This window comes from Methanobrevibacter intestini (assembly GCF_047402955.1).
GTDB lineage: Archaea > Methanobacteriota > Methanobacteria > Methanobacteriales > Methanobacteriaceae > Methanocatella > Methanocatella intestini.
This window is the reverse complement of record NZ_CP187956.1, coordinates 744186-756199: the sequence shown is the minus strand read 5'-3', so window position 1 is coordinate 756199 and position 12014 is coordinate 744186. Positions and strand designations below refer to the sequence as shown.

The window sequence follows — 12014 nt, the reverse complement described above, 5'->3', positions numbered from 1 at the left end:
AATAAATTTATTCTTCTAAGTAGGAATCAAAGTCGATATCTAAATCGTCACAGATTTCTTTTAATTGTTCATATAATTTTTCATCTATTTCCATTCCATTAGCTTCAGCATTAGCTATTTTTTTAACTTCTAAATCTCCTGGAATTGAAACATTTTCTCCTGCAGCTCTTGCCTGATTACAGAAATCTGTAGTTTTTGCTTTGAAATCTTCCATTGAACCGAATTTACTTGGATCAATAGCTATGTATAAATCTCCTTTTGTACAGTTTTTAGTTGGTGAAGCTGTACCAGTTACTCCTTTTCCATATTCAGCATTTACTAAAGGTCCGGTTAAAATTTCAATCATAAATGCTAATGCATATCCTTTAAATCCACCAAATGCTAAAATTGAACCTTCAAGAGCAGCTTCTGGATCAGTTGTTGGGTTTCCGTCTTTATCAAGTGCCCAACCTTCAGGTAATTCTAATCCTTTTCTTTTTGATTCTAATATTTTTCCACGTGCAGTAACTGATGTAGCCATATCTACTGCAATGTATGAATCACTTGGAATACCGATAGCGATTGGGTTTGTTCCAATAAGTGCTTCACTTGCACCAAATGGAGCAATTGCAGGATCAGTATTTGCAAGTACAGTTCCAATAACTCCTTCTTTAACTGCAATATCTGAGTAAAATCCAGTTACTCCGAAATGGTTTGAATTGTGTACACCTACACATCCGATACCTACTTCTTTAGCTTTTTTTACAGCTAATTTCATAGCTTTATATGCAACAGCTTGTCCAAATCCGCTGTTACCATTTATTAAAGCAATAGCCGGAGTTTCTTTTTCAATAGTTATGTTATCTTTTAAGTTTATAGTTCCTGATTCAATACTAATCAAGTATTGTGGGAATCTGCCAAGTCCGTGTGAAGTAAATCCTTTTAAATCTGCATCAATTGTAGCTTCTGCTACCAATTCGCTGTCTTCTTCGCTAGCTCCTAATTTTTTTAATATTTCTTTTACAAGAGCTATTTCATTATCTTTCATTATTTTCATGTTTTCACTCTCCTTATAGTTATTGAATCAGTATGTAACTTCGCTGCCTTCAAAAGTTTTAACGGTAATTTTTTCATCATCAGTTACTTTACCGATAATTTGGCAGTTACAGTATTCTTTTAAAGTTTTCATTATTTTTTCAGCTTCATTTTCACTGGTAATTACAACAAAACCGACACCCATATTGAAAACTTTGTACATTTCTTCAAGAGGGACATTTTGTTGGTATATGAGTTTAAATATTTCTGGAGCCTCTGGAAGGTCATAAATATTATATCCCACACCTTTTTTCAAGCGTCTAAGGTTAGTAAAACCTCCACCAGTTATATGTGCTAATCCATGAATTTCGTATTCTTCTTTAAATAAAGCAACTATTGGTTTGACATATAATTCAGTTGGTCTTATTAATTCTTCTCCGATAGTTGTATCACAATTAGGCATTTTGTCATCGATTGAAAAGCCGCCATCATCAAATAATGCTTTTCTAGCTAAACTATATCCGTTTGAATGGATACCATTACTTTCAATGCCTATTAAAACGTCTCCAGCTTCAATATCTTCTCCAGTAATAATTTTATCCACATCTACAAAACCTATTCCGGTTCCGGCTAAATCAAAGTCTTTTATTATTCCCGGAAGTGATGCAGTTTCCCCACCAATTATTGAAATTCTGGATTCTTTTGCTCCTGTTACAAGACCTTCAGCTATTTCTTCGGCTCTTTCAGGATCAGGTTGTTCTACTGCAAGATAATCTACTAGTGCTATTGGTTCTGCACCGACACAAAGAATATCATTTACAACCATAGCTATGCAATCTATACCTACAGTATTGTATTTGTTCATCATTTCAGCAATTAAAATTTTACTGCCTACTCCGTCAGTACTCATTGCAATAGCTTTATCGCCTAATCTAACTAAAGCAGCATAATGTCCGCTATCAGTTATTATATCTCTATATTCCAATGTTGATTTAAGTTTTGATGCAAGTTTTGAAACAGTAACTGCTTCAAGGTCAATATCAACACCGGATTCTGAATAAGTAACCATTTTTTTAACACCTAGTGGTATTTTTATTTTTTAAAATTAATAAAAATTTAAATTATATTATTATATTTATCTCAATTAGTATTTATTTATTAGTGTATTCTTACACTGTCTAAATTCACAGGACTTTTGGTTTCAATTTTATAACTTCTATGTATTGATGAAGCCAAGTCTGTTGTTTTATAAGGGTCTCCATGACAGGTAATGACTTTATCCGGTCTTGGATTAAGTCTTTTTACATAATCCATTAATTGACGCCTATTGGAGTGTCCACTAAATCCGTTGATAGTTTTGATTTCCATTTTAACATTGAATACTTTTGTTTTATTGTCTTCTTCAAGAGGCACTTCTTTCCATCCTTTTTGGATTCTTCTACCTAATGAACCTTCAGATTGATATCCTACAAATATTAATGTGTTTCTGTCATCTTCACATAACCATTTAAAGTATTCAACTGAATTACCTCCAGTTAACATACCTGAAGTGGATAAAATAATTGCTGGACTGTTGCTTTCAACAATATCTTTTCTTTGGTCAAGATTTTGAACTTTATTAAACATATCTGAGATAAATGGATTTCTGCCCATGTGGAATATTTGATCTCTTAAATCTTTACTTAAATATTCTGGTCTTGCAGTATGGATAGCTGTAGCTTCCCAGATCATACCGTCGATGTAAATAGGAACTTCATCAATCATTCCATGCCTCATGTATTCTTCAAGCACTACCATAAGCTCTTGTGCTCTTCCTACAGCAAATACTGGAACTAAAACTTTTCCTCCGCGTTTTAAAGTTTTGTAGATAGTTTTCATCATTTCTTTTTCTGCAGAGTTTCTTGAAGGTTGTATGTCTTCACGACCACCATATGTACTTTCCATGATTACAGTTTCAGCACGTGGGAATCTGAATGTTGCAGGTTCAAGTAATCTGCTTCTTTCATATTTGAAATCTCCAGTATAAACTAAATTATGAGCTCCGTCACCAATATGCATATGTGAAATAGCTGAACCTAAAATATGTCCTGCATTATGGAGGGTTAATCTAATATCTGGTGAGATATCAGTTACTTCACCATAATCTAAGGTTATTGTATGTTTAATAGCTTTTTGCACATGTTTTACATTGAATGGTAAAGGATTACCTTCTCTGTGAGCAATATCTAAGTGATCAAGCTGTAAAAGTGTTGTTAAATCTCTTGTTGGAGTTGTACAGTAAATTGGTCCTTCATATCCATAATGATAAAGATATGGTACAAATCCGCAGTGGTCTAAGTGAGCGTGTGAAATAATGACCGCATCTAACTCTTCAATTGAAAATTCAGGAACATTTAAGTATGGAAATGCGTTTTTATTATCTGATGCAGCTACATTGACACCACAATCTAATAATACTCTACTGTTCGGGGTTTGTAAAAGCATTGATGAACGTCCAACTTCTTTAAAACCACCCATTGAGGTTACTCTAGCCCAATCATTAGGATGTTTGGTACCTTGGTGTATTTGTCTACCAAGACGCTGCAACATTTTTTTCCTGTCTTTACTGCTACTTTTTAAGGTAGTTCTGATTTTTCCAATAACATCGGAACTTATTGGAGGTGTTCTTAAGATCTTAGGTGCCCATCCGGTATTTTTAACAATTGTTCTTGAGGTTACACCATATTTTCCAATAACAAGTCCCGGTTTTTTTGCAGTGATAACTACTTCGCAAGTAACTGTATCAAAGTAAATGTCTGTAATTTCTGCTCCTTCAGGAACTATTTCATGAACTTTTTTAATTGTTTCTTCAGGACCTAATAATGCACTTTTATCAGATCTGATAATGATTCTTTTTCTAAGTTCTTTAGCTAATGATCGTATAAGATCGCCATTGTCAGTTATAATTTCTGGGTTTTTAGTGTAAAGTACCACTTCAGGACCTTCAAATTCTACTTTTGAAACCTGAGCATTTTTTGGTAATTTGTCCATTATTTCTTTTTTGATATCTTCTAAAATCTCTGAAGTCATATAATCCCTTCAAAAAAAAGTATTGTGTAAATATAGTCCATGAAAAAGCTTGTTTGCTATAATTAGTTAAAAACTTCATAAACTATTTACACATTTATATAAAAAGTAGTTAGTTATGAAAAATAGTCTTATATTTTCGCTACAATATCATTAACCTTTTCCTTATCTAACATTTCAAAGCCGTCTTTAGTTACTTTAGCTACTAAATATCCATTTCCTGAAAATGTGTCACGTTCGCTAGCAGCTTTGATAGCTCTTATAGCTATTTCTAATCCTTCGTCAGTTGTAATTTCTTCATGGTATCTGTCTTCGAGAACACCATATGCTACAATAGAACCTGATCCGGTGGATATGTATGTGTCTTTAATCATGCCTCCTGCAGGGTCAAGAGAGTATAATGAAGGTTTATCTCCATCCATTCCTCCAAGTAATGTTTGCACATACATTGGGCCGGAACGTAAAATGTTTGCTGTTACTGATGCAGCAGCTTTTACACTCATGTGGTCGTTATTTCTCATTTGATAAAGAGAAACTTCTGCTTCAATTATTTTCATTAAATTTTGAGCATCTCCAACACTACCAGCAATGGTTGTTACGATATGATCATTTATTTTAAATATTTTTTCTGCGACTTTATGAGCTACAAGGTTTCCCATACTAGCTCTTCTTTCGCTAGCAAATACAACACCATCTTTACAGGTTATTCCTACAGTTGTTGTACCTTCTAATATTTTATCATCCATGTTAAACACCTCATGTAAGTATTTAAAATATTTGTATTTTTCAACTATATTGTAGGTTATACATAAATTTTATATAAACACGTAATTTTTAATTATTAATATTTATAAAATCAGAATCAATTAATTAGTATAAACTAACTAATATTACATTATGTATTTACATATATAAAGTTTTCTTTTTTAGATGCTTTAATGGAGTTTTGTTAATGAAATGGAAAAAAATAGGCGATATTTTAATATTAGACAATAAATTCACTGTACAATCAGATACACAATTAAAAGAACTTTCAGATAAACATAATGTAAAAACCATCATGAAAGTTGACCATATTTATGGGACTAAAAGAGAACCTGTTATAAAATTATTATATGGTAATGATACTGAAACAATCAACAAAGAAAATGGATGTCTTTTTAAATTGGATTTAAAAAAAGTAATGTGGTCAAAAGGAAATAACAATGAGAGAATAAGAATAGCTAAACTTGTTGAGGATAATGAAACAGTAATTGATATGTTTGCAGGAATAGGTTACTTTTCAATTCCAATAGGAGTTCACAGTAATGCAAAACAGATTTATTCGATAGAAATTAATCCTAATTCATTTCATTATTTAAAGGAAAATATTAAATTAAATAAAATAAGCAATATTACTCCTTTACTTGGAGACTGTATAAACATAACTCCGGATTATAAAGCAGACAGGATTATAATGGGATATGTAAAAACAACTCACCATTATTTAAAAGTAGCTATTGATAGCTTAAATAAAGGTGGAGTTATTCATTATCATGAAACAGTTCCTGAAAAATTAATGGATATCCGTCCGATAAATAGAATTAAAGAACTGGCTGGAGACAGGCAGGTGGAATTTTTAAAATTAAATAAAGTTAAGAAATACTCTCCGGGAGTATTTCATGTAGTATGTGATGCTAGGATAAATTAGCTATTTTTTCAAGTAAAGTTTTATTTAGCCATTTATCATTAACGTATTTTTCATAAACACACAATCTTTCGATTAATTCAAATCCGGCATCTTGTGTCAGTCTGTTTAATTCATTTAGAGTTGGCCAGGGAGAGGTCGGATTTACATAATCATGACTTACTGGAGAAACACCGCCCCAATCATCTGCACCGCAAAGTAAAAATATTTGGGCAGTGTCATGGTTTAAATTAGGTGGAACCTGAATGCTCACATCTGTATCCTTAAATAACAGTTTTCCAGCCATTACTGTTCTTACCATATCTAAAAAAGTAGGTTCTTCCCAATTTTCCATTTCAATTCCTGGGCTGGTGGTGAAATTTTGGATAATTACTTCTTGAATGTGCCCGTATTTATCATACAGGTCTCTGATAGCTAATAATGACTCAGCTATTTCTTCTTTTGTTTCACCAATTCCAATTAAAATTCCGGTAGTGTAAGGTATTTTAAGTTTTCCTGCATTGGCTATTGTTTCTAATCTGATTTCCGGGGTTTTACCTGGACTTTTATTATGTGCTATTGTTTTCATTAATCGTTTAGATGTACTTTCAAGCATCATACCCATAGAAGCATTAACTTCTTTTAGCTTTTTTAGATTTTCATAGCTAAAATTACCACCATTTGTGTGAGGTAGTAAGGTAGTTTCATTTAAAGTCATTTTACAAATATCAAAAACATAATCTACAATATTTTCATACCCAAATTCAGCTAATTTCTGTTTTACCGATTCTTCTTCATCAGCATCTTCCCCAAATGTAAATAAAGCTTCACTGCACCCATATTTTTCAGCTTCTTTTAAACTAGCCAATACTTCATCTTTTGTTTTTAGAATAATTGCAGTAGGATCATCAGGAGTTTTTTTAAAATTACAGTAACCGCAATCATTTTTACAGATTTCAGTTAAAGGAATGAAAATATTTTTAGAGTATGTAATAAGGTTATTCTCCCGATATTCTGAAGCTTTGTTCATGAAATCAATAATCTGACTGTCAGTTGATTCCAATATCTGGAGAATTTTTTCTTTTCTTTGCATGTTTTATTCTTCTTTTTCTGAAACTGTTACTTCAACATATAATGGGGGGTATCCATGTTTATCCTGCCATATTGCAATTACAGCATAACAGCATGGTAATTCGAAAGCTTTGTACTCAACTATAAGACCCATAGCTTCAAGTTCTTCCTGCATTCTTTCTAGACCATGTTTGTCTATATTTGTTGTTTGACCTTCGCTTTCCTGTATGCTTTTATCACCGCTTTCTAAAAGTTTGGTGATTTTTTTAGAATCGGATTCAATTTCTTCACCGTTTATTATGCTTCCAATTTCATTAAGCTTTGAGTTAAAGTCATTAACATCTAATGTTTTTCTTGATCTTCCTCTAACGATTAGGATTTTGTCATTGTCAATTGCAGGTCTTGATCCTTTAAATGCATCAAAAAACCCCATTACTTCTCCTGCTACTTCATAAAACTTTTGCATTTAATCAGATCCTTAATTCTTCTTTTAATTCACCCATTGTCGTTACTTTTTCTGCAAAAGCATTGTGTCTGTGGATACTTTCATGATTTTCCTGACGTGATGTGATTAGAGTGTCTTTCGGAAAATCAGCATATTTTTTAGCTATTTTTTCCATCATATTTCTTACACAGTCTTCGACAAAAACAGGTTTTTTATGAGCATTTAAAACTGTAGCATTTTCATCTGGTCTTTTTAATAATTCGCAGACTGGGGAGCTCATGGATTCTTCTATTATTTCTATTATGTCTTCACCTTTAACTTCTTTGCCTTCTGGAACTTCAATTAATAAAGTTCCAACACCTCTTTGATTGTGGGAAGCAAAAGTCACAGTATCTAATACTTTTTGTGTAGTTTCTTCATCTAAAAATTCCAATAATTTATTTTTGTCTGATTCTTTTACAGATTCCTGAGCACATGGGCAAACAGTCATTCCAATAACTTCAGCTCCAATGCTTTTTCTAATTTTAATTTCACCATCTTCTCTGTAACCAATAGCTTTAGCTTTAAGTTTAGCCATTTCTTGTGTTTTATTTTTAGTTACTGGTGATTCTCTCATAAACATATAATCAGTAGTCATTGATATTTCAACACGTTTTGCATATTCGTGTTTTGACATCATTTTACTCACGATTTTTGCGCATAATGTTTCTACTTCCACTGAACTGTCATTAGCTACTTCATCTAATACTTCACTAATTGCTTCAGGGTTTCTAGACATATGCACTCCTTTTTGATCGTTTGGTAAGTCTACAAATGCATCAAATGTAGGTACTAAAATTATAGGTCTTTTGTTATTTCTTTCGAGTTGCAATAATTTTTTAACTCCAGTTACACCTACTCTTGTTAATTTAATAGGTATGCTGGGAGTATCATCTTGGGTGTCAGGTAAACAAACTGCCATTTAATAACCTCTATTATATAATTGATTTTTAATGTTATGTTTTTTGAAACTTATATATTTTAAGCTTATTTTTGGCAATTTTTTACAAGTAAAAATAAGTTATTTGGTGTAATATTGTTTAAAGGAATGTTGTGATGGTTTGGTTTAATAAATTATAATTTAAGTTATAATATGTTTGAAGAACCCATATCTTCTTTTATAACATCTAATACAGTTTGAGTATATGTTCTTTCTATATTAGGGTCTTTAACTAAATCTTTAATAAATGTGTTTAATTCATTGGTATCTTTGAATTTAGCTATTAAAAAAGCATCATACTCCCCAGTTACATCATAGATTCCAACTACATTTTTATTAAAGTAAGTTTTTTCTTCCCAGTTTTTGAGTTTTCCACCTTTAACCCTTACTCCAATTATGGTTGTGAGGACATATCCTAATATTTCATGGTCAATTACTGGTGAAAACTTTTTGATTACTCCGCTTTTAACCATTTTATCGATACGATTGTGAACAGTTCCAACAGATACATCTAAACTACGTGATATTTGTCTATAAGATGTTCTGACATCTTCATTTATTATTTTCAAAATGTTAACATCAATATCATCTAATTTGATAAATTCTTTATTTTCATTAGCCATATTCATAACCTCTCTAAATGACTATATTAATTGCTTATCTGAATAAACAAATAATATAGGCATATTAATGTTTTATGTTTATATTATATAAATTATTCGTACATTTTTTAATTTTTTTAGTACTATTTTAAATATGATTCGAAAAATCAATAGTTATATTGTAAATCATTTGGTATGTATTTTTGAATATAATTAAAATAGGGTCTCTATTTTTTTGTTTTTATTAAATTAATATGCCATTAGCATTATACTGTAGTTTATTTATTTTTTTCAAATATTTTTTGAATGATTGTATGGTAAAAAAAGAGATATTTATTTTGATATGTATTTTTTTTCAATTTTATTAAAAAAAGTAGTGGCGATAAAGCCAGGATTTATTTAGTGTTCCTAAATAATTCATAGGCTATATCTAGTTTTTTCACTATTTGTGTATTTTGAATATTTGTTTAATTTGATGATGACAAAGTTTTTATTATTTCCTTAATTTTTTTTAGTGGAGCGTTTGTTTTTATTCCAAGAGGGTTGAAATGTGTTTTAACAGCTTCAAATCCTTCTTTTTCAAGGTTTTCAAATACCAGATCTAATTTTGGTGCACTGATTTTTAGGATTTTACAGATTTTATGCACATCATAGAATGTAGCAGGGCTTTTCGCTTCTATACGGCAACTTTCCAGTAGTTTTAAAACATCTTCTTTTGTATTCAATTTTTTATTTTCAGATTCTTCAATCATTTTTGAAATAAATTCTGCATTCTGAATATCTCCAAGCCATAAAGGTCCTGCCTGAATTAATTTTTCACCACATTCGGGACAGATATCTGGTGTAGATGTAGCTAATCCTTTATTCTGTTCTCTATATAGGCAATGTTTACAGTGACTGATGTATCCTATATTTTTTAAACATTCATCACTTTTTTTGGAACCTTTCTTAACTTCTATATATAATCTCATATAATGTTCAGTACTGTGGGATAATTTAACTTCTATGGATTTACTATATTTGGCCAGTGTAAGGGCTACAAATCCTGCCAATATACGGATTCCGGTTTCATGACAATATTCGCTTTTATAAGGTTTTGCATTGTATTTGCGAATACACGGTTCTTTGTAGGTTCCACATAATGCAGAAGTATCAGTAGCTGTAACACATAACAGTGAATTTCTACGTGAACAGTATCCTGCAGAGTCTAAAAATGGGGAAGGAGTTCCAAATGGATCAATGTCTATAACATCAAATTTTCCTCTGTGCATTCTTAAAAACATACTTGCATCATGTTGAAATATTTCAATGTCTTCCAAATTATTTAATTTAACATTATGTCTTTCATATTCATTTGCAGTTTCACTAATGTCATTTATAAAAACATGGTCCACCCCATTAATTTCATTTTTATAACGAACACCACGTATTCCACTACCTCCAAACAAATCACAAATGTTTATGTCTTGATTTTCTTGTTTTTGAAAAGTTTGAAGAGCTAAAATAGAAATGTCTCTATTTAATTCCATATGTGGATTGTAAAAAACAGGTGCCTCAGATGAAATTTTATCGAATTCGGGAAATTGGATTTTTGTTAATCCCTCTTCAACTGTTTTAATGTTATATTCGTCCATAGTTTATCACTTTTTTAAATAATCAAGTAATATTTTAAATATTATTAGATTTAAATATTATTGTAAGTTTAGATTAATCTATTTTTAAGATTTGGTGATATAAATGGCGGATATTAAAGTTCCAATTGCAAAACCAATAATTGGAGAAGAAGAAATTAAAAATGTTGTAGAAGTTTTAAAATCAGGAATGATTGCTCAAGGTCCTAAGGTGGCTGAATTTGAAGAAAAATTTGCTGCTTGGATTGGAACAAAATATGCAATTGCAACTAATTCAGGAACATCTGCTCTACATGTAGCGCTACTTGCCGCAGGAATAGGTAAAGGTGATGAAGTAATAACAACTCCATTTACATTTATAGCTACTGGAAATTCAATTGTTTACACTGGAGCAACTCCTGTTTTTGCAGACATTGACTTAAAAACATACACTATTGATCCGGATAGTATTGAAGCATTGATTAGTGATAAAACAAAAGCTATTTTACCAGTTCAATTATATGGACAATCTGCAGATATGGATAGAATTAATGAAATTGCTGATAAACACGACTTAAAAGTTATTGAAGATGCAGCACAGGCTCATGGTGCAATGTACAAAGGTAAAAATGTAGGTGCACTTGGGGATGCAGGTTGTTTCAGTTTTTATCCTACTAAAAACATGACTACCAGTGAAGGTGGAATTATAACTACTGATGATGAGGAATTAGCTAAAAGAGCACGTATGTTCAGAGCTCACGGTTCCAGCATAAAGTATACTCATGATGAAATTGGTTATAATTTTAGAATGACTGATATTTCTGCAGCTATTGGCCTTGCACAATTAAATTCAATTGATGAATTCAATGATAAAAGAATAGCTAATGCAGAATATTTAAACGAAGGTTTAAAAGATGTTGATGGGGTAGTAACTCCTTATTCTGCTGATGATTTTAAACATGTTTACCACCAATATACTATTCTTGTTGAAAAAGGAAAAAGAGATGATTGGGTTAATTTCTTAACTGAAAAAGGTATTGGAACAGGTGTTCATTATCCTATTCCATTATATAATCAGCCAATTTATAAAAAATTAGGTATTGAAGGCAATGCACAGAATGCAGAACTTGCTGCAAATCATGTAATTTCTTTACCTGTGCATCCTTCATTAACACAGGAAAATTTGGATTTAGTTATTGATGCTGTTAAACAAGCTAGTGACAGCTTTAACTAATTTTCTTTCTTTTTTTTATTTTAACATTTTATTTACTGTGTCAACTTTGGCATCTAAAGTTCTGTTTTCCAAATCACGTCTGTCATCAACTTTGATTACTGTATAAACTCTTCCAATTCCAGTTTTAAATACTGCTTCCTGAGCATTGGCTATTGCTTCATATAATTCTTTAAGATTTTCAGCTTCTATTTGAGTTCCCATACCTGTTAACTGATAGTTAAGTCCTGAATCTTTAATAGCTTGAACAGCAGCAGTTACATATTCTTTACATTCAGTATCTTCAGTTCCAACAGGCAATATTGCGAAATCTGCAGTTATCATTTTTAA

12 protein-coding genes are annotated in these 12014 nt (G+C 31.3%); 2 read left to right on the top strand and 10 right to left on the bottom strand.

Annotated features, from left to right (window positions below; all coding sequences use genetic code 11):
• Positions 1–7 precede the first annotated feature (7 nt).
• From comC to psmB, 4 genes are all read right to left on the bottom strand, one after another.
• A complete protein-coding gene (comC, locus tag ACMC9J_RS03520; RefSeq protein WP_019264927.1) occupies positions 8–1036 on the bottom strand; it encodes an L-sulfolactate dehydrogenase in 1029 nt (342 codons plus the stop codon).
• 27 nt (positions 1037–1063) lie between these two features.
• Entirely contained in the window at positions 1064–2083 is a 1020-nt protein-coding gene (gene purM / locus ACMC9J_RS03515) for a phosphoribosylformylglycinamidine cyclo-ligase (RefSeq protein WP_250415741.1), read from the bottom strand.
• 89 nt (positions 2084–2172) lie between these two features.
• Positions 2173–4083 carry a beta-CASP ribonuclease aCPSF1 gene (locus ACMC9J_RS03510; RefSeq protein WP_019264925.1) on the bottom strand — a complete coding sequence of 637 codons (1911 nt, stop codon included), beginning with the start codon at positions 4081–4083 and terminating at the stop codon, positions 2173–2175.
• Between the two features lie 128 nt (positions 4084–4211).
• Positions 4212–4826 (bottom strand): archaeal proteasome endopeptidase complex subunit beta, encoded by a 615-nt coding sequence (psmB, locus tag ACMC9J_RS03505; RefSeq protein WP_019264924.1) that lies wholly within the window; start codon positions 4824–4826, stop codon positions 4212–4214.
• A 206-nt stretch (positions 4827–5032) separates the two neighbouring features.
• On the opposite strand from psmB, the gene ACMC9J_RS03500 reads away from it, so the two are divergent.
• On the top strand, positions 5033–5770 hold the full coding sequence (locus ACMC9J_RS03500; RefSeq protein ID WP_019266700.1) for a class I SAM-dependent methyltransferase: 738 nt from the start codon (positions 5033–5035) through the stop codon (positions 5768–5770).
• Here ACMC9J_RS03500 and cofG read toward each other — a convergent pair.
• The 5 genes from cofG to ACMC9J_RS03475 all read right to left on the bottom strand — a co-directional run bounded on the left by cofG (position 5757) and on the right by ACMC9J_RS03475 (position 10477).
• Positions 5757–6839 (bottom strand): 7,8-didemethyl-8-hydroxy-5-deazariboflavin synthase subunit CofG, encoded by a 1083-nt coding sequence (gene cofG / locus ACMC9J_RS03495; RefSeq protein ID WP_427003552.1) that lies wholly within the window; start codon positions 6837–6839, stop codon positions 5757–5759. The genes ACMC9J_RS03500 and cofG overlap by 14 nt on opposite strands.
• A 3-nt stretch (positions 6840–6842) precedes the next feature.
• Positions 6843–7283: a DUF2120 family protein gene (locus ACMC9J_RS03490; protein ID WP_427003551.1), complete on the bottom strand. Its 441-nt coding sequence runs from the start codon at positions 7281–7283 to the stop codon at positions 6843–6845.
• Positions 7284–7287: 4 nt separating this feature from the next.
• A complete protein-coding gene (gene mptA, locus ACMC9J_RS03485) occupies positions 7288–8223 on the bottom strand; it encodes a GTP cyclohydrolase MptA (RefSeq protein WP_019264921.1) in 936 nt (311 codons plus the stop codon).
• A gap of 164 nt (positions 8224–8387) precedes the next feature.
• Entirely contained in the window at positions 8388–8864 is a 477-nt protein-coding gene (locus tag ACMC9J_RS03480) for an Lrp/AsnC family transcriptional regulator (protein ID WP_019264920.1), read from the bottom strand.
• A gap of 446 nt (positions 8865–9310) precedes the next feature.
• A complete protein-coding gene (locus ACMC9J_RS03475) occupies positions 9311–10477 on the bottom strand; it encodes a tRNA (guanine(10)-N(2))-dimethyltransferase (protein WP_427003550.1) in 1167 nt (388 codons plus the stop codon).
• A gap of 103 nt (positions 10478–10580) precedes the next feature.
• Between ACMC9J_RS03475 and ACMC9J_RS03470 the strand changes: the two genes are divergently transcribed.
• Positions 10581–11687, top strand: a complete 1107-nt coding sequence (locus ACMC9J_RS03470) for a DegT/DnrJ/EryC1/StrS family aminotransferase (RefSeq protein WP_427003549.1) — start codon at positions 10581–10583, stop codon at positions 11685–11687.
• 15 nt (positions 11688–11702) lie between these two features.
• On the opposite strand, the gene ACMC9J_RS03465 is transcribed toward ACMC9J_RS03470, so the two are convergent.
• Positions 11703–12008: an MTH1187 family thiamine-binding protein gene (locus tag ACMC9J_RS03465; protein WP_427003548.1), complete on the bottom strand. Its 306-nt coding sequence runs from the start codon at positions 12006–12008 to the stop codon at positions 11703–11705.
• Positions 12009–12014: the final 6 nt, after the last annotated feature.

Coding starts and splice junctions, on each gene's coding strand:
- ACMC9J_RS03480 (WP_019264920.1), bottom strand. CDS start 8,864: ATGGCTAATGAAAATAAAGAATTTATCAAATTAGATGATATTGATGTT.
- cofG (WP_427003552.1), bottom strand. CDS start 6,839: ATGCAAAGAAAAGAAAAAATTCTCCAGATATTGGAATCAACTGACAGT.
- ACMC9J_RS03470 (WP_427003549.1), top strand. CDS start 10,581: ATGGCGGATATTAAAGTTCCAATTGCAAAACCAATAATTGGAGAAGAA.
- ACMC9J_RS03475 (WP_427003550.1), bottom strand. CDS start 10,477: ATGGACGAATATAACATTAAAACAGTTGAAGAGGGATTAACAAAAATC.
- ACMC9J_RS03500 (WP_019266700.1), top strand. CDS start 5,033: ATGAAATGGAAAAAAATAGGCGATATTTTAATATTAGACAATAAATTC.
- mptA (WP_019264921.1), bottom strand. CDS start 8,223: ATGGCAGTTTGTTTACCTGACACCCAAGATGATACTCCCAGCATACCT.
- ACMC9J_RS03510 (WP_019264925.1), bottom strand. CDS start 4,083: ATGACTTCAGAGATTTTAGAAGATATCAAAAAAGAAATAATGGACAAA.
- purM (WP_250415741.1), bottom strand. CDS start 2,083: ATGGTTACTTATTCAGAATCCGGTGTTGATATTGACCTTGAAGCAGTT.
- ACMC9J_RS03465 (WP_427003548.1), bottom strand. CDS start 12,008: ATGATAACTGCAGATTTCGCAATATTGCCTGTTGGAACTGAAGATACT.
- ACMC9J_RS03490 (WP_427003551.1), bottom strand. CDS start 7,283: ATGCAAAAGTTTTATGAAGTAGCAGGAGAAGTAATGGGGTTTTTTGAT.
- psmB (WP_019264924.1), bottom strand. CDS start 4,826: ATGGATGATAAAATATTAGAAGGTACAACAACTGTAGGAATAACCTGT.
- comC (WP_019264927.1), bottom strand. CDS start 1,036: ATGAAAATAATGAAAGATAATGAAATAGCTCTTGTAAAAGAAATATTA.